The sequence below is a fragment of the Crossiella sp. SN42 genome, assembly GCF_023897065.1.
GTDB lineage: Bacteria > Actinomycetota > Actinomycetes > Mycobacteriales > Pseudonocardiaceae > Crossiella.
On sequence record NZ_JAMHIV010000042.1, the window covers coordinates 46,750 to 62,658 of the forward strand.

Sequence of the window (15,909 nt, forward strand, 5' to 3'; positions counted from 1 at the left end):
CGGGCACCCGAAGGGCATGAGTGCCCAGGACACCGTGCGCGACCTGCTCGAGCGGGGCGGCCGGACCTATGCCGAGCAGGCGGGGATCACGCTGGCGGACAAGCCGGCCCCGCTGTACCGGCTGCTGGTGCTGGCCACCCTGCTCTCCACCCGGATCCGCGCGGACATCGCGGTGGACGCCGCCCGCGAGCTGAAGGTCTTCGGCACCCCGGAGAAGATGCTGGCGGCGAGCTGGCAGAAGCGGGTGGACGCGCTGGGCCGCGCGCACTACGTCCGCTACGACGAGAGCACCGCGACCGCGCTCGGCGAGGGCGCCCAGTTGCTGCTGGATCGCTGGCACGGCGACCTGCGCGAGCTGCGCGCCGAGGCGGACGGGGACACCGGGAAGCTGACCGGGCTGCTCACCGAGTTCCCGCGGATCGGGCCGGTGGGCGCGGACATCTTCTGCCGCGAGGCGCAGGCGGTGTGGCCGGAGCTGCGGCCCTACTTCGACCGGAAAGCGTTGCAGGGCGCGGAGAAAGCCGGGCTGCCGAAGGATCCGGCGAAGCTGGGCGAGCTGGTCAGTGGCCCGGACCAGGCGCGGCTCGCGGCCGCCCTGGTCCGGGCCGAGCTGGCTGACCTCTAGTGCTGGACGGTGGAGTCGGCCGAGACGCCCTTGAGCATGAACCAGGCGGACACCGCGGCGGCGCCGATCACCACCGCGGAGGCGACGCTGGCCCAGTGCATGCCGTCGACGAAGGCCTGCTGGGCCACCGTGACCAGCTGCTGGCCGAGCTCGCCCAGGCTCCTGGCGACGTCGGTGGCGCCGCCGAGGGAGTCCTTGGCCACGGCCACCGCCTCGGCGGGCAGGCCGGGCGGCGGGATCACGTTGGCCCGGTAGACCGCGGTCATGATCGAGCCGATCAGCGCGATGCCCAGTGCGGTGCCGAGCTCGTAGGCGGTCTCCGCGACCGCGGCCGCGGCGCCTGCCTTCTCCTTGGGCACCGCGGAGAGCACCACGTTCGCCGAGATGGTGAACGAGGCGCCGCAGCCGAAGCCGACCAGCAGCAGGATCAGGCCGAAGTACAGGTACGGGGTGTCGCCCTGGATGAACACGATCGCGCCCAGGGCGAGCGCGGTCAGGCCGAGGCCGCTGGCGCACACCGCCCGCGCCGAGTGCCGGGCGGCGAAGGCGCCTGCCAGCAGGCCGGAGATGACCGCGCCGACGGTGACCGGCAGCTCCCGGATACCGGCGTCGAAGGGCTGGTAGCCCTGCACCAGCTGGAGGAACTGGGCGCCGAAGAACACCACGCCGGAGAGCGCGAGCACCGCGAGCAGGTCGGCGAAGACCGCGCCGCTGAACTTGCCGGTGCGGAACAGCCGGACGTCGACCAGCGGCACCGGCAGCTTCAGCTGGCGGCGGGCGAACCAGGCCAGCACCACCACGCCGACGCCGAGGCCGATCGCGGCGGGCAGGCCGAAGCCGACCGCGGCGATCTCCTTGATGCCGTAGACCAGCGCGATCATGCCGACCAGCGAGGCGACCGCGCTGGGCAGGTCCCAGGCGCCCGGCTTGGGGTCCTTGGACTCCGGCAGCACCTTCCAGCCGACGATCAGCAGCACGATCATCACCGGCACGTTGATCAGGAAGACCGAGCCCCAGTGGAAGTTCTGCAGCAGCACGCCGCCGACCACCGGGCCGACCGCGGCGCCAGCCGAGGTCATCGCGCCCCAGATACCGATCGCCATGACCCGCTCTTTGGGGTCGGTGAACAGGTTCCGGATGATCGACAGGGTGGACGGCATGATCGTCGCACCGGCCAGGCCGAGCAGCGCGCGGGCGGCGATGAGCATGGCCGAGGTGGTGGCCAGCGCGGCCAGCACCGAGATCAGGCCGAACGCCACCGCGCCGATGAGCAGCAGCTTCTTCCGGCCGATCCGGTCGCCGAGGGTGCCCATGGTGACCAGCAGGCCGGCCAGCACGAAGGAGTAGATGTCACCGATCCACAGCAGCTCCTGGCTGGTGGGCTTGAGCTCCTCGGTGATCATGGGCAGCGCCAGGTGCAGCACGGTGCCGTCCACCGCGATCAGCAGCACCGCCAGCACCAGCGCGGATAACGCGATCCAGCGGGCCCTCGAGGGCACCTCGGTGTTCTGGCTTGCGGCGGTCTCGCTCACTGCACCCCTCCCCTGAGCATGCCGCCGATGAGCAGCTCGGACACCGCGCGCGGCGCGTCCCTGGGCGCCAGCTTGCCGTCCAGCACCGCGAACCCGGCGCCGGTGAGCAGCGCGACCAGCGCCTCGACCAGCCACTCCGCGGTCAGGTCCACCCGGAACTGGCCGGACTCCTGGCCGCGCCGGATCAGCGCGGTGAGCCTGCGGTCGAGCAGGTCGTACCCGGCGTCCAGCTCGGGGCGGGTGATCAGCAGGTGCTCGCCGGTGAGGAAGGCGTACAGGTCGGCGATGGGCATCAGCTCGCGCACCACCCGGCGCACCGCCTCGGCCGCGTCACCGTCCTCCGGCTTGGCCGCCTCCAGCGCGGCCTCGCCCTCGGTCAGCGCCAGCTTGGCCAGTTCGACCACCAGCGCGTCCCGGCTGGGCACCAGCCGGTGCAGTGTCGCCCTGCTGATTCCCGCCGCTTGCGCGACCTCGGCCATCGCCGCGTTGGGCCGCCGCACCAGCAGCGCGGCAGCCGCGCGCAGGACCCGTTCTCGGTCTGCCACCATGAGACGACGCTACCACCGGTGAGACAGCACTGTCTCATTCCGAGACTAACCCGAAACTGTTAGCGACTGACCGGCTTCAGCGCGTCCGCCCCGCCGAAGAACGGCCGCAGCGCCTCGGGCAGGCGCACCGAACCGTCCTCCTGCTGGTGGTTCTCCAGGATGGACGCGATCCACCTGGTGGTGGCCAGCGTGCCGTTGAGCGTGGCCGCGACCTGCGGCTTGCCGTCGGCGTCCCGGTAGCGGGCGCCGAGGCGGCGGGCCTGGAAGGTGGTGCAGTTGGAGGTCGAGGTGACCTCGCGGTAGGTCTGCTGGGTGGGCAGCCAGGCCTCGCAGTCGAACTTGCGGGCCGCGCTGGCGCCCAGGTCGCCCGCGGCGGTGTCGATCACCCGGTACGGCAGCTCGACCTTGGCCAGCATCTCCTCTTCCCAGGCCAGCAGGCGCTGGTGCTCGGCCTCGGCGTCCTGCGGCTGGCAGTAGGAGAACATCTCGATCTTGTCGAACTGGTGCACCCGGATGATGCCGCGGGTGTCCTTGCCGTAGGAGCCCGCCTCGCGGCGGAAGCAGGTCGACCAGCCCGCGTACCGCTTGGGCCCGTGGGTGAGGTCGATGATCTCGTCCGCGTGGTACCCGGCCATCGGCACCTCGGAGGTGCCCACCAGGTACAGGTCGTCATCGCGCAGCCGGTAGACCTCGCTGGCGTGCGCGCCCAGGAAACCGGTGCCCTCCATGATCTCCGGGCGCACCAGCACCGGCGGGATCATCAGGCTGAAACCGGCCGCGACGGCCTGCTGCGCGCCCAGGTTGAGCATCGCCAGCTGGAGCTGCGCGCCCACCCCGGTGAGGAAGTAGAACCGCGAGCCGGAGACCTTGGCCCCGCGCTCCATGTCGACCGCGCCGAGGCCCTCGGCCAGCTCCAGGTGGTCCTTGGGCGTGAAGTCGAACTCGCGCGGCTGGCCCACGTGCTTGAGCACGACGTAGTCGTCCTCGCCGCCGTGCGGGATGCCGTCGGCGATGATGTTGGAGATCCGGCGCTGGGCGGCGAGGAACTCGGCCTCCGCCTCGTTCTGCTCGGCCTCGGCCGCCTTCACCTCGGCGGCCAGCTCCTTGCCCTTGGCCAGCAGCGCCGCGCGCTCCTCGCCCTGGGCCCGGCCGACCTGCTTGCCGAAGGCCTTCTGCTCACCGCGCAGGGTGTCGGCCCTGGAGACCACGGACCGCCGCCGCTCGTCCGCACTCAGCAGCGCGTCCACCAGCGCCGGGTCTTCTCCCCTGGCACGCTGCGAGGCGCGCACCAGGTCCGGGTTCTCGCGGAGGGTCTTGAGGTCGATCACAGTCGGTCAGCCTAGCGGCTGACCAGGGTGATCAACGCGGCGGGCGGGTCCAGCCGGACCCCGCCCGCCGCGCCGGTGGAGATCAGCTGATGGCGACCGCGACCACCAGGCCGAGGCCCAGGTGCGCCGAGGCGACGACCAGGCTGGCCGGGGTGAACTGGTCCGCGCGCAGGATGGCGCCGATGTCGATCCGGGTGGCCCACTCCAGCAGCCGCACCGCGAGCACCTGCACGACGATGCCGACCAGGCCGAAGATCAGCGCCAGCAGCAGGCCCTCGGTGAGCTTGCCAGCCGCGTTGTAGATGGCCACCACCACGATGAAGGCCATGCTGAGCAGTCCGGAGGCGGTGATCACCACCGCGTTCGGCGAGCCGGCCCGCACCATCTGGTTGAGCTTGCCGGGGGTGGTCAGGTCGATGGCGTAGAAGCCGACCAGCATGAGCAGCAGGCCAACCACCGCGTACAGCGCGATGGCCCCGATGCCGCGGACGACGTTGGCGCCGAAGCCGGGCTCCAGCGCGAGGCTGGACACGGTCATCAGGTTGGACACTTGGGGTTCCTCCTAGTTACCCGACCGTCTGCGTTGGACGGTCCAGTGTGGACTACGACGACTGCGGAATCCGGTGCGGCACGAACGCCGCGCCGTCGTCGGTCACCAGACCGACCGTCTCCCTGATGCCCAGCCCCGCGGCGTGGTCGCCGACCACCCAGGCGCCGAGCACCGGCCGCATCCCGTCGAACTCCGGCAGCGGCGAGAACAACTGGTAGACGAACCCCTCGGCGCCGTACACGCCGCCGGTGCGCTGCTCCATGCCGGGCGCCACGATGTCGATGTTGGCGCCTTCCCGGCCGAGCAGCGGCTTCTTCACATACTCGGTGAGGAAGCCGGGTTCGTTGAGGTAGGCGGGCAGCAGGTTCGGGTGCCCCGGGTACATCTCCCACAGCACCGCGAGCAGCGCCTTGTTGGACAGCAGCATCTTCCACAGCGGCTCGATCCACAGCGTGCCCGGCAGCGTCTCCACCGCGTGCCTGCCGAACGGGTCGTCGACCAGCCACTCCCACGGGTAGAGCTTGGCCACCGTGCCCATCGGGTCCTCGCGGAGGTCGACGAACCGGTGCAGCACCGGGTCCCAGCCGATCTCCTCGATGGCCAGGCCCACCGTGTCCAGCCCGGCCTCGGCCGCGGTCTCCTGCAGGTAGGCCGCGGTGATGTGGTCCTCGCCGCTGGCGTCCGCGCCGGAGAAGGTGAAGTGCACCAGCGGCGAGGGCAGCTTGTCGGCCAGCTCGCCCCAGCGCTCCACCAGCTTCTCGTGGATGGAGTTCCACTGGTCGTGGCCCTCGTGCGTCTCCTGCAGCCAGTTCCACTGCACCACCGCGGCCTCCAGCAGGGAGGTCGGGGTGTCCGCGTTGTACTCCAGCAGCTTGGCCGGTCCGGAGCCGTCGTAGCGCAGGTCGAAGCGGCCGTAGAGGTGCGGGTCGTGCCGCCGCCAGGACTCGGCGATGGCAGGCCACACCCACTCCGGGATGCCGAAGTCCTTGAACCGCTCGGTGGTCACCACGTTGTCCACCGCGTCCAGGCACATCGAGTGCAGCAGCTCGACGTCGGCCTCCATGGCCAGCACCTCGTCGAGCTCGAAGACGTAGTGCACCGACTCGTCCCAGTACGGGCGGCGGCTGCCGTCGGCGTAGGTGGCCGGGGAGCCATAGACCAGGCCCTGCCCGGCGATCCGCGACTCCCAGTCGGGACGCGGCGCTGAGGTCTCGCGACGCACGGTCAGCTGCCTCCGCTGGAGCCGCCGCCACCGCGGATGCCGAAGCCGCCGCGCTGGATGGACTTGCCGCTGGCGGTGGTGATGTTGGCGTCCTTGGGCCGCACCGAGCTGCCGCCGGTGATCTTCTGCCCGTAGCTGCCGGTGCCACCGTAGTTGTAGCTGTACTGGCGGCCGCCGCTGTAGATGAACACCCCGCCGCTGTGGCCGGAGGCGCCGTGCGAGCGCGCGTAGTCGTCGTCGCAGTAGTCGTCGTCGACCACCACCCCGTTCTGGTCGACGCAGCGCGCGGTGACGTCATCGGGCTGCTGCGCGGCGTACCAGATGGCCACCAGCGCGACCACGCCCACAGTCACCCCGCCGCCGATGAGCAGCCGTTTGCGCAGCTTGGCCTTGCGCTCGGCCTCGGCGATCTCCGCCTGACGGCGTGCCAGCTCCGCCTGCTCGGCCTCCTGGCGAGCACGTTGCTCGGCCAGGGTCGGCGGACGGGCCCTCGTCGTACTCGGGTCCTGGTGGCTAACCTGTCCTCGCCTGGGAGGCACAGGAGGCTGCTGGTTACCCGGATTCACGTTCTCAGTCATCGACCACTCCCGGCGGCACCGTACCTACGTCGTCCCTGTGACGGAGCAAGAAGGCTGAATAGCAATACACGTCACCCGGATGGCCGTATGAATGGGGACCTCACGGCATGATGGAGAGGATGCCAGAGCCCCGGACGTCGACCGCTGATCGGATTCGCCTCATGAACAACACGGCAAGCACCCGCCGCGTCATGGCAGGGGCGTTCGCCGGTGCGCTGATGGTCCTGGTGCTGAGCACCGTCCTAGGGTGGCACGTCGGTCCCGAGGTCGCAGGGGAGACCGACGGGCCGGCCAGCGCGGTCCGGGACGCGCCGCCCGGCACCTGCCTGACCTGGACCCGCCAGGACGCGGGCGACGCGCGCCGGGTGGAATGCGACAAACCACACCTGTTCGAGATCACCGGCTCGGTCGACCTCTCCGCGGACTTCCCGCCGGGCTCGCCGTTCCCGGACGCGATCCGCTGGGAGGGCATCGCCGCCGACCGCTGCACCGAGATGTCCGTGCAGTACCTGGACGGCCGGTTCGACCCCAACGGCAAGCTCGGGGTGAACCTGCTGCGCTCCGGGGAGAAGAGCTGGAACTCCGGGGAGCGCAAGGTCTGGTGCGGCATGCAGGACGCGGGCCCGTCCGGGCTGCTGTACCCGACGGCGGGCAGCGCGAAGACCGCCGACCCGTCCAACGTGCACCCGCAGGGCATGTGCCTTGGCATCAGCGGCAAGCAGGTCTACGACCCGGTGCAGTGCGACCGGCCGCACGCCTACGAGGTGGTCGGCGTGGTCAACCTGGGCGCCCGGTTCCCGCAGGAGTTCCCGGCCGAGGCCAAGCAGGACGAGCTGCTGGCCGCGGAGTGCCCGAAGACCGCGGCCGAGTTCGCCGGCGGCCAGGACGTGGTCAGCCGCAAGGGCCTGATCGTCTTCTGGGACACCCTCAAGCAGGAGAGCTGGCTGGCCGGCGCGCGCCGGGTGGAGTGCAAGGTCGGCGCGCGGCTGCCGGACAAGAGCGGGCTGGCCCCGGTGCACGGCAGCGTCAAGGGTGATGTGCTGGTCGGCAAGGAGCAGGCGCCGGTGCTGCTGTCCAAGCTGCCGCCAGGCGCCCCGGCCCCCGCGGGCAGCCCTGGCACCGAGGTGAAGGCGGAGGAGACCGTGGTGCCCACCAACGCCAACTCCGAGCACCCCGGCGGCACGCCCGGCGGCGAAGCGCCGGCCACCCCGACCTCCACCGGCGGCTAGCCGTGCCGGTGGACATGACGCCCGGCCGGTTCGACGAGCTGGTCGGCGAGGCGCTGGACGAGGTGCCGCCCGAGCTGGCCAGGGCGATGGACAACGTGGCCGTCTTCGTCGAGCCCCGGCACCCGGAGGAGTCCGGGCTGCTGGGGCTGTACGAGGGCATCGCGCTGACCGAGCGCAACACCGACTACGGCGGCGTGCTGCCGGACCGGATCACCATCTACCGGGACGCCATCCTGGACATCTGCGAGACCGAGGACGACGTGGTCGAGGAGGTGGCGATCACCGTGGTGCACGAGATCGCGCACCACTTCGGCATCGACGACGCCAAGCTGCACGAGCTGGGCTGGGGCTAGAACCGCTCGATCCCCAGCCACTCCACAAACCGCCACCCACCCGAGCTGTCCGGGTCGGCCTCCAGCACCACCCGGCCGGTGTTGGGCAGGTACGGGTGCCCGGCGAGCACGTCGGTGCTGCCGTCGAGCAGGTGCACCGCCATCAGCCGGATCGCCGCGCCGTGGCTGACCAGCACCACCACCCCGTCGCTGTGCTCGGCGGCGATCTGGCGCACGGCCGCGCCGAACCGCTCGACCACCTGGAACCCGGTCTCGCCGCCGGGCGCGGAGCCGGCCAGGTCGCCGTCCAGCCAGCGGTCCACCACCCGGCTGAACTCCCTGATCGCCGCGTCGTCGTTGCGGCCCTCCAGCTCGGGGCCGACCTGGGTCTCGTGCACGCCCTCGATCACCCGCACCGGCACCCCGTGCCGGAGCGCGACCGGGGCCGCGGTCATCTGGGCGCGCACCGCGACGCTGGCGTAGACCGCGGTGACCGGCTCGGTGGCCAGTTCCTCGGCCAGCTTGTCGGCCTGGCGGCGGCCCTCGGCGGTCAGCGGCGGGCCGGGCGGCTTGGAGTCCAGCGCGTGCCGGACGTTGGCCGGGGTCTGGCCGTGCCGGACCAGCATCAGTCGTAACGAGCTCATGCCTGCTCGCCCGCGCGCACCTGGGCCAGCCACTGGCCGGCCTCGGTGAACTCGGCCGCGCCGGTGCCCGGCGCCGGCGGCGGCGACTGGCCGTCGGCGCGCGGGAAGGAGCCGAGGAAGCGCACGTCGGAGCAACTCCGGTGCAGGGCGGCCAGCGCGTCGCCGACCCTGGGCTCGGCGATGTGCCCGGCGAAGTCGAGGAAGAACCGGTAGACGCCCAGCTTCTCCCTGGTCGGCCGGGACTCGATCCGGCACAGGTCGATCCCGCGCAGGGCCAGCTCGACCAGCACCGCCGACAGCGAGCCCGGCCGGTTCTCGGTGACCACCACGATCGAGGTGCGGTCGTTGCCGGTCGGCGCGGGCAGCGGGCCGGGCTTGCGGACCAGCAGGAACCGGGTCACCGCGTCGGCCACGTCGCCGATGTCGGTGGCCAGCGCGGTCAGCGCGGAACCCTCGGCCGCGATCGGCGCGGTGATCGCGGCGTCCGCGCTGCCCTGCGCGACCGCGACCGCGGCGGCCGCGGTGGAGGTGGTGGCCAGCTCGGCCGCATCCGGCAGATTGGCCGCCAGCCACTCCCTGACCTGGGCCAGCGCGTGCGGGTGGCTGGTCACGGTGCGGATGTCGGCGGCCGTGGTGCCGGGCCGGACCAGCACGGTGAAGCGCACCGGCAGCACGGTCTCGGCCACCGCGACCAGCGGGCTGCCCAGGGCCAGGCCGTCCAGGGTGGGCGGCACCGAGCCCTCCACCGAGTTCTCCACCGGCACCACCGCGGCCTCGACCTTGTCCAGCCGGACGCTCTCCAGTGCCGCGGCGACCGTGGTGGCCGGGACCAGCTCGTGAGTGGCCGGGTCGAACAGGCGCCGGGTCGCCTGTTCGGTGAAGGTTCGTTCCGGCCCCAAGTAGGCGATGCGCGGCATACCTCACCCTAACGCGGTAGCGGGAGGCCGCTGTGTCCTTGCTCTCAACCGTGAGAACACCCACCCGACTGGTGGAAGACCCGGTGACCGGCCGTGTTGGTTTGCTGCAATGCTTTCCCCGTGACCGGCGATGCTTGGGGCGTGACCGGGAAAGTGCAACCACAGGCGGCAGTGCCACGCCTGGTGCTGTGCGCCGTGGCCGGGCCGCTCGGCTGGGAGTGGGAGCGCGCGGCGGCCGGCCGCGCCGGGGTCGAGGTGCACCAGGGTTCGGTGCTGGACCTCGACGTGGACGCGGTGGTCAGCCCGGCCAACTCCTACGGCTGGATGCGCGGCGGCATCGACGCGGTCTACGCCACCGCCTTCCCCCAGGTCGAGCAGTACGTGCGCAGCGCGGTGCTGGCCCTGCACGGCGGTGAGCTGCCGGTCGGCGAGGCGCTGATCGTGCCCACCGGCGAGGCGGCCCCGCAGTGGCTGATCAGCGCGCCCACCATGCGGGTGCCCGGCGAGCTGCTGCCCAAGGACACCGTGCACCCGTACCTGGCCGCCCGCGCGGTGTTCCGGCTCTGGCGGGAGGGCAGGCTGGAGGACGGCACCCCGGTGCGCCAGGCGGTCCGCTCGATCGCGCTGCCCGGACTGGGCACCGGGGTCGGCGGCGTGGACCCCTCGACCTGCGGACGCCAGGTCACCGCGGCGTGGGACGAGGTCTTCGGCTCCCGGAACTGACAGGCTAGGCCCATGATCATCATCGCGGGCTGGCTGGACGTCGATCCGGAGACCAGGGACGCCTACCTGCGGGACTGCCTGCCCGCGATCGAGCTGGCCAGGGCCGCGCACGGCTGCCACGCCTTCGTCCTCGCGCCCGATCCGCTGCTGCCCGGCCGGATCACCGTGTTCGAGCGCTGGGAGTGCGACGAGGACCTGGCCCGCTTCCGCGGCGACGGCCCGGACTCGGCGCAGACCGCGCAGATCAGGGACGCCTCGGTGGCCCGCTACCGGGTTTCCGCGGTCGAGGAACCCTGATCCGGCGTACGCTGAACGCGAAAGGGGCATTCCCGTGGTGCAAGCACGGGAATGCCCCTTTTGTCGCGGTTGGTCAGCCTGCCTCGACGGCCGGGCGCTCGGTGGTCTCGCCGCCGCGGATGGCGATCTTCGCCGGGGCGGCCGGCACCTTCACCACCTCGCGGATGCGGACCTTGAGCAGGCCGCGGTCGTAGTCGGCCTCGATCTGCTCGGCGGTGACGCCGGCCGGCAGGGAGAACTCGCGCCGGAACTCGCCATGCCGGATCTCCTTGCGGATCAGGCCGCCCTGCTCCTCGCTGTGCTCGTCGTGCCTGCGGCCGCTGATGGTCAGGCGGCGCTCGGCCACCTCGACCTCGACGTCCTTGGCCACGTCGACGCCGGGCAGCTCCAGCGTGAGCACCACGTCGGCACCGTCCTTGCGGACGTCGGCGGCGGGAAGAAAGCCCTGGGCGGAGGGCGCTGAACGGGTCAGACCCTCGAAGACGTCACGGTCGAACTGACGGACCAGCGCGGTGAACGGGTCCCACGTGGAACGGACTGCAAGAGCCATGTTCATTTCACCCTTTCCAGGTTCCTCACCGGCGGTTTTAGCACTCGCCGGTCATGAGTGCCAACGACCGGCGCACCGGAGATGTTCCCGCCCCCGTAACCTGATCTGGTGCCGATCCGGGTCCTGCTCGTCGACGACCACGAGGTGGTCCGCCGCGGCCTGCGCGACCTGCTGGACACCGAGGACGACATCCAGGTGGTGGCCGAGGCGGGCAGCGTGGCCGAGGCCGAGGTGGTCGCGCTCGCGCACCGCCCCCAGGTCGCGGTGGTGGACATGCGGCTGCCCGACGGCGACGGGGTGGCGCTGTGCCGCACCCTGCGCGCCCAGGGCCCGGACGCGCCGCGCTGCCTGGTGCTGACCGCCTTCGACGACGAGGCCGCGCTGGTCGGCGCGATCATGGCCGGGGCCTCCGGCTACCTGCTCAAGCAGGTGCGCGGCCAGGACCTGGTGACCGCGGTGCGCGAGGTGGCGGCCGGGCGCTCGCTGCTGGACCCGGTCACCACGGCCAGGGTGCTGGACCGGCTGCGCCGCGGCGATCCGGAGCCGCCGGACGAACTGGCCGCGCTCACCGACCAGGAGCGCAAGGTGCTCGGCCTGATCGGCGAGGGCCTGACCAACCGGCAGATCGCGGAGCGGCTGTTCCTGGCCGAGAAGACGGTGAAGAACTACGTGACCTCGGTGCTGGCCAAGCTCGGCATGGAGCGCCGCACCCAGCTCGCCGCCTGGGTCGCGCGCCGCTCACACGGGACCGACTGACACGCTGCCAGCATGGCGAGCGTGATCGGCAGGTGGCTGAACCCGGCGCGGCCGGAGATCGAGGTGATCACCGACCCGGTGCAGCGGCGGGCGGTGTGGATCGAGCTGGCGATCGTGTTCGCCGCGACGCTGGGCCTCTCCGGCCTGCGCAGCCTGCTCTCCCTGATCGGCTCGCTGTTGCAGCCCAAGCCGCTGAGCCAGCAGTCGGTGGCGCTCAACGTCCCCCGCTCCGCGCTCAGCCTGCTCGACCTGGCGCACCAGCTGCTCGGCGTGCTGCAACTGCTCGCCTGGGGCGCGCTCGGGGCCTACCTGCTGTGGAAGGCGGGCAAGAAGCTCTCCGAGGTCGGCCTGGACCGGCGCAGGCTCGGTTCCGACACACTGCGCGGACTGGGCCTGGCCGCGCTGATCGGCCTGCCCGGCATCGCCTTCTACCTGATCACCAGGGCGATGGGGCTGAACCTGACCGTGGTGCCCTCGGCGCTGGATGACACCTGGTGGCGCACCCCGGCGCTGATCCTGTCCGCGATCGGCAACTCCTGGGCCGAGGAGGTGCTGGTGGTCGGCTACCTGATCACCAGGCTGCGCATGCTCGGCTGGTCGGAGAACCGGTCACTGGCGGTCTCCGCGGTGCTGCGCGGCTCGTACCACCTGTACCAGGGCTTCGGCGGGTTCGCGGGCAACATCGTGATGGGGCTGGTCTACGGCCGGGTCTGGCAGCGCACCAACCGGCTCACCGCGCTGGTGGTGGGACACGCGGTGATCGACATCGTCGCCTTCGTCGGCTACGCGCTGCTGCGCGGTTCGGTGTCCTGGCTGCCGTGAGGCGGGGAACTGACGGACGGGCGGGGCATCTCCAGGGTGGGGGGCACGGAGCAGGCCCCGCCCGTCCGGGTGCCGGAGGGGGCGGGCAGCTATCCCCTACGGCTCGCACGGTCTGACCGGGCGGTGTCAGACCGGGATTAAGTCCATGGCCGCCACGATAGGGGTAAAAGAGCCAATTCCAAGCCCCCGGACATTAGTTCAACCCAGGGAGGGAGTACCGATCAAACCAAGGTCGGATACCGCATCCGACTATCGTTGGTTTGGATCACTCCAGCGGACCAGTCGGGCTTTGCCGGCCCTTATAGGTCATGGCGAGTCGAGAACCTCGGGTGGTTCAGGAATCTTATAGCCAGATTTTCCGATGTTCGCTTCGACGGCTCGTTTCCAGCTGCCGTCGGAAACCATCTTGCGCAGCGCGGCGGTCACCTTGGGCGTGCGCTCGTCGCCCTTGCGCAGGCCGATGCCGTAGCGCTCCTGGGAGAACGGCTTGCCGACCAGCTTGAACTTCTCCGGCTGCGCGGCGGCGTACCCGGCCAGGATCACGTCGTCGGTGGTGACCGCGTCCACCGGGTCCTCCGGGTCCTCCAGCGCCACCAGGCATTCCGGGTAGGACGGGAACACCCGCAGGGTCACGTTCTTGGCGTAGGCCTGCTTGACCTTCTCCGCCGGGGTGGAGCCCTGCACCGAGCACAGCTTCCAGTCGCTCTGGTTCAGCGACTCCGGCCCGGTGATGTCCGAGGTGGTCTTGCGGACCAGCAGCGCCTGCCCGGCCACGAAGTACGGCCCGGCGAAGTCGACCTTCTTCTTGCGGCTGTCGCTGATCGAGTAGGTGGCCGCGACCAGGTCGACCTTGCCCTGCTCCAGCAGGGTCTCCCGCTCGGCGCTCTTGGCCTCGACGAAGGTGATGTTGCCAGGGTGCACGCCGAGCTCCTTGGCCACGTAGCGGGCCACGTCCACGTCGAACCCGGCGAAGGTGTTGTCCCCGGTCTTCTGGCCGAGCCCCGGCTGGTCGAACTTGATGCCGACGGTGAGCTTGGGGCCACCCGGCGGCGGGGCGTCCACCGGTTCAGCCGAGGAACCGAAGATGCCACAGCTCGTGAGAGCTCCCACCGCGACAACCGCGGTGCACACGTGCCACAGCGCACGAACCTGTCGCATTCCGTCGTTCCCTCCGGACCCGGTCACTCCGGGGGAGGCTACCCGAACGGGTGAGCGTCACAGCGTGAGCGGGGCGGAACCGAACGCGACGTTGAACCGGTCGCACCAGATGACCACACTGCGCAGGCCGTCCAGGTTCGCGTCGGCCGGAATGGCGTAGTTCTGGTTGCCGTGGGTGGCTTTGAGCTTGCCCAGCTTCACAAAGCGGCCGTCGTCGTACTTGCCCCATTCCCCGCCCGCTGACTGATCAGTCAGCCACACGTGCAGGTCCGGACCGTCGCTGCTGGCCAGGCCGGTGAGCCGGAGCACCCGGGAGCCGTCGGCCAGGCGCAGCACGGCGGCCTTGCCCTTGGTCGGGTGCTCCTGGGAGACGAAGTCGCCGGCGGCCAGGGTGCCGGGCTGGGCCGGCGGGGTGGTGGCGCCCGGCTGCCCGGCGCCCGGCGCGCCGGTGCCAGGACCGCCCGCCCCCGGGCCATCCGCGCCTGGCGTGCCGGTACCCGGCGCTCCCGAGCCTGGCGCGCTGGTGGCCGGGCTGAGCGGGGCCTCCGCCGCCGCGCCGGTGGGCAGGGCCTCGTCGACCGTGCTGCTGGTGAACAGCTTCCAGGGCTGGAACAGGTACAAACCGACGCCCAGAACCGTTGCGACAATCACAATCGCAACCAAAACGACCGGGCGACGCAACAAACCGCGCTTCGGGGCCGTGTCCTGGTTCACAATCCGCCTCCTGAGGTTCGACTCCTTACATCCAAGCCGAAATCCTCTGATCAGCGCGCTGCCAGGAGCTTTCAAGAGCATTACGCTCCGCTGCGTGAGCGCCCACCAGATCGCAAGCGAGACCCCTGCCGCCGAGCCGATCCACCGGGTGGACAGCGAGGTCGGCCCGCTGCGCACCGTGCTGCTGCACCGGCCCGGCGCGGAGCTGAAACGACTCACCCCGCGTAACAACGACCAGCTGTTGTTCGACGGGGTGCCCTGGCTCGGCCGGGCCCAGCTGGAGCACGACGCCTTCGCCGAGACGCTGCGCTCGCGCGGGGTGGAGGTGCTGCTGCTGGGCGAGGTGCTGGTGGAGGCGCTGGCCGACCCGCGGGCCCGCTTCGGCGCGGTGCACTCCGCGGTGGACGAGCGTCAGCTGGGCCTGGACCTGGCCGACGCGCTGCGCTCGCACCTGACCGGGATGAAGGCCAAGGACCTGGCCGGGGTGCTGATGGCGGGCATGACCTTCGAGGAGCTGCCCGCCGCCGAGGGCGCCTCCCTGGTGCGCCAGATGCACCTGCCCACCGACTTCGCGGTCAACCCGCTGCCCAACCTGCTGTTCACCAGGGACTCCTCGGTGTGGGTTGCGGACCGGGTGGCCATCACCTCGCTCGCGCTGCCCGCGCGCAGCCGGGAGACCGCGCTGACCGACCTGATCTACGCCTACCACCCCAGGTTCAGCCGCACCGGCCGCGCCTACGGGGCGCACTCCGCGCCGCTGGAGGGCGGTGACGTGCTGCTGCTGTCCCCCGGCGTGCTGGCCATCGGCGTCGGCGAGCGCACCACCCCGGCGGGCGCGGAGTCCTTCGCCCGCTCCGCCTTCGCCGACGGCCTCGCGCACACCGTGCTCGCGGTGCCGATCGAGCAGGAGCGGGCCACCATGCACCTGGACACCGTGTGCACCATGGTCGACCGGGACGCGGTGGTGATGTACCCGGCGGTGCGCGAGACCCTCTCCGCCTACCCGCTGCGCCCGGACGGCTCCGGCGGTGTGCTGGTGGACGGCCCGCTGCCGTTCCTGGGCGCGGCCGCCGAGGCGATGGGCATCGACCGGCTGCGGGTGATCGACACCGGCCTGGACGCGGTGACCGCCGAGCGCGAGCAGTGGGACGACGGCAACAACACGCTGGCCGTGGCGCCGGGCGTGGTGGTGGCCTACGAGCGCAACGTGGAGACCAACTCCCGGCTGGAGGACGCCGGGGTGGAGGTGCTGCGGATCGCGGGCAGCGAGCTGGGCTCCGGCCGTGGTGGCCCTCGGTGCATGTCCTGCCCGATTGCGCGAGACACGCTCGGGTGAATTCAGCGGAAACGAGTCGCGCAATTACGGAATGGAATTGGCCAAGCC

19 protein-coding genes are annotated in these 15,909 nt (G+C 71.4%); 8 read left to right on the forward strand and 11 right to left on the reverse strand.

The genetic code is table 11. The annotated features are described in order from the left end of the window. The first annotated feature begins 16 nt into the window (after positions 1-16). A complete protein-coding gene (locus M8C13_RS37945; RefSeq protein WP_252485636.1) occupies positions 17-625 on the forward strand; it encodes an endonuclease in 609 nt (202 codons plus the stop codon). On the opposite strand, the gene M8C13_RS37950 is transcribed toward M8C13_RS37945, so the two are convergent. The 6 genes from M8C13_RS37950 to M8C13_RS37975 form a co-directional block, all read right to left on the reverse strand. Further along, on the reverse strand, positions 622-2,157 hold the full coding sequence (locus M8C13_RS37950) for an MFS transporter (protein WP_252485637.1): 1,536 nt from the start codon (positions 2,155-2,157) through the stop codon (positions 622-624). The two genes, M8C13_RS37945 and M8C13_RS37950, sit on opposite strands and share 4 nt — an antisense overlap. Next, complete coding sequence (locus tag M8C13_RS37955) at positions 2,154-2,705, reverse strand: TetR/AcrR family transcriptional regulator (protein ID WP_252485638.1); 552 nt, start codon at positions 2,703-2,705, stop codon at positions 2,154-2,156. The genes M8C13_RS37950 and M8C13_RS37955 overlap by 4 nt, the downstream gene beginning before the upstream one ends. A 59-nt stretch (positions 2,706-2,764) precedes the next feature. Next, the gene (serS, locus tag M8C13_RS37960) at positions 2,765-4,033 is read right to left on the reverse strand and encodes a serine--tRNA ligase (RefSeq protein ID WP_252485639.1); all 1,269 of its coding nucleotides are present in this window, start codon (positions 4,031-4,033) and stop codon (positions 2,765-2,767) included. A gap of 82 nt (positions 4,034-4,115) precedes the next feature. Next, positions 4,116-4,571, reverse strand: coding sequence for a DUF350 domain-containing protein (locus tag M8C13_RS37965; protein ID WP_252485686.1), 456 nt, complete (start codon positions 4,569-4,571; stop codon positions 4,116-4,118). 64 nt (positions 4,572-4,635) lie between these two features. Continuing rightward, positions 4,636-5,805: a glutathionylspermidine synthase family protein gene (locus tag M8C13_RS37970; protein ID WP_252485640.1), complete on the reverse strand. Its 1,170-nt coding sequence runs from the start codon at positions 5,803-5,805 to the stop codon at positions 4,636-4,638. 2 nt (positions 5,806-5,807) lie between these two features. Continuing rightward, positions 5,808-6,344, reverse strand: coding sequence for a hypothetical protein (locus tag M8C13_RS37975; RefSeq protein ID WP_308202904.1), 537 nt, complete (start codon positions 6,342-6,344; stop codon positions 5,808-5,810). Between the two features lie 200 nt (positions 6,345-6,544). Between M8C13_RS37975 and M8C13_RS37980 the strand changes: the two genes are divergently transcribed. Both M8C13_RS37980 and M8C13_RS37985 read left to right on the forward strand, forming a co-directional pair. Further along, positions 6,545-7,612, forward strand: coding sequence for a septum formation family protein (locus M8C13_RS37980; RefSeq protein WP_252485642.1), 1,068 nt, complete (start codon positions 6,545-6,547; stop codon positions 7,610-7,612). A 2-nt stretch (positions 7,613-7,614) separates the two neighbouring features. Continuing rightward, the gene (locus M8C13_RS37985; protein WP_252485643.1) at positions 7,615-7,965 is read left to right on the forward strand and encodes a metallopeptidase family protein; all 351 of its coding nucleotides are present in this window, start codon (positions 7,615-7,617) and stop codon (positions 7,963-7,965) included. On the opposite strand, the gene M8C13_RS37990 is transcribed toward M8C13_RS37985, so the two are convergent. Together M8C13_RS37990 and pheA are read right to left on the reverse strand one after the other, a co-directional pair. Beyond that, a complete protein-coding gene (locus tag M8C13_RS37990; RefSeq protein ID WP_252485644.1) occupies positions 7,962-8,588 on the reverse strand; it encodes a histidine phosphatase family protein in 627 nt (208 codons plus the stop codon). The genes M8C13_RS37985 and M8C13_RS37990 overlap by 4 nt on opposite strands. Further along, positions 8,585-9,505 (reverse strand): prephenate dehydratase, encoded by a 921-nt coding sequence (gene pheA, locus M8C13_RS37995; protein WP_252485645.1) that lies wholly within the window; start codon positions 9,503-9,505, stop codon positions 8,585-8,587. The genes M8C13_RS37990 and pheA overlap by 4 nt, the downstream gene beginning before the upstream one ends. Positions 9,506-9,646: 141 nt before the next feature. On the opposite strand from pheA, the gene M8C13_RS38000 reads away from it, so the two are divergent. Continuing rightward, complete coding sequence (locus M8C13_RS38000; RefSeq protein ID WP_252485646.1) at positions 9,647-10,228, forward strand: macro domain-containing protein; 582 nt, start codon at positions 9,647-9,649, stop codon at positions 10,226-10,228. A gap of 12 nt (positions 10,229-10,240) precedes the next feature. Then, positions 10,241-10,525: a putative quinol monooxygenase gene (locus tag M8C13_RS38005; protein ID WP_252485647.1), complete on the forward strand. Its 285-nt coding sequence runs from the start codon at positions 10,241-10,243 to the stop codon at positions 10,523-10,525. Positions 10,526-10,598: 73 nt separating this feature from the next. Here the strand turns inward: M8C13_RS38005 and M8C13_RS38010 are convergent, their stop codons facing one another. Next, the gene (locus tag M8C13_RS38010) at positions 10,599-11,075 is read right to left on the reverse strand and encodes an Hsp20/alpha crystallin family protein (RefSeq protein WP_252485648.1); all 477 of its coding nucleotides are present in this window, start codon (positions 11,073-11,075) and stop codon (positions 10,599-10,601) included. Positions 11,076-11,183: 108 nt separating this feature from the next. Between M8C13_RS38010 and M8C13_RS38015 the strand changes: the two genes are divergently transcribed. Beyond that, positions 11,184-11,831, forward strand: a complete 648-nt coding sequence (locus M8C13_RS38015) for a response regulator transcription factor (protein WP_252485649.1) — start codon at positions 11,184-11,186, stop codon at positions 11,829-11,831. 12 nt (positions 11,832-11,843) lie between these two features. Further along, a complete protein-coding gene (locus tag M8C13_RS38020; protein ID WP_252485650.1) occupies positions 11,844-12,653 on the forward strand; it encodes a CPBP family intramembrane glutamic endopeptidase in 810 nt (269 codons plus the stop codon). A 306-nt stretch (positions 12,654-12,959) separates the two neighbouring features. Here M8C13_RS38020 and M8C13_RS38025 read toward each other — a convergent pair whose 3' ends face one another. Together M8C13_RS38025 and M8C13_RS45890 are read right to left on the reverse strand one after the other, a co-directional pair. After that, positions 12,960-13,811, reverse strand: a complete 852-nt coding sequence (locus M8C13_RS38025) for a glutamate ABC transporter substrate-binding protein (protein ID WP_252485651.1) — start codon at positions 13,809-13,811, stop codon at positions 12,960-12,962. Positions 13,812-13,868: 57 nt separating this feature from the next. Next, positions 13,869-14,201, reverse strand: a complete 333-nt coding sequence (locus M8C13_RS45890; protein ID WP_374213300.1) for a DM13 domain-containing protein — start codon at positions 14,199-14,201, stop codon at positions 13,869-13,871. A 418-nt stretch (positions 14,202-14,619) separates the two neighbouring features. Here M8C13_RS45890 and M8C13_RS38035 point away from each other — a divergent pair, with 418 nt between their 5' ends. Next, the gene (locus M8C13_RS38035; RefSeq protein WP_252485653.1) at positions 14,620-15,861 is read left to right on the forward strand and encodes an arginine deiminase; all 1,242 of its coding nucleotides are present in this window, start codon (positions 14,620-14,622) and stop codon (positions 15,859-15,861) included. Positions 15,862-15,909: the final 48 nt, after the last annotated feature.

What these genes read in the sequence shown, in the direction of transcription:
- M8C13_RS37945 (WP_252485636.1), top strand. Translation starts at nt 17, where the DNA reads ATGAGTGCCCAGGACACCGTGCGCGACCTGCTCGAGCGGGGCGGCCGG.
- M8C13_RS37955 (WP_252485638.1), bottom strand. Translation starts at nt 2,705, where the DNA reads ATGGTGGCAGACCGAGAACGGGTCCTGCGCGCGGCTGCCGCGCTGCTG.
- M8C13_RS37965 (WP_252485686.1), bottom strand. Translation starts at nt 4,571, where the DNA reads ATGACCGTGTCCAGCCTCGCGCTGGAGCCCGGCTTCGGCGCCAACGTC.
- M8C13_RS37980 (WP_252485642.1), top strand. Translation starts at nt 6,545, where the DNA reads ATGAACAACACGGCAAGCACCCGCCGCGTCATGGCAGGGGCGTTCGCC.
- M8C13_RS37990 (WP_252485644.1), bottom strand. Translation starts at nt 8,588, where the DNA reads ATGAGCTCGTTACGACTGATGCTGGTCCGGCACGGCCAGACCCCGGCC.
- pheA (WP_252485645.1), bottom strand. Translation starts at nt 9,505, where the DNA reads ATGCCGCGCATCGCCTACTTGGGGCCGGAACGAACCTTCACCGAACAG.
- M8C13_RS38005 (WP_252485647.1), top strand. Translation starts at nt 10,241, where the DNA reads ATGATCATCATCGCGGGCTGGCTGGACGTCGATCCGGAGACCAGGGAC.
- M8C13_RS38010 (WP_252485648.1), bottom strand. Translation starts at nt 11,075, where the DNA reads ATGGCTCTTGCAGTCCGTTCCACGTGGGACCCGTTCACCGCGCTGGTC.
- M8C13_RS38020 (WP_252485650.1), top strand. Translation starts at nt 11,844, where the DNA reads ATGGCGAGCGTGATCGGCAGGTGGCTGAACCCGGCGCGGCCGGAGATC.
- M8C13_RS38025 (WP_252485651.1), bottom strand. Translation starts at nt 13,811, where the DNA reads ATGCGACAGGTTCGTGCGCTGTGGCACGTGTGCACCGCGGTTGTCGCG.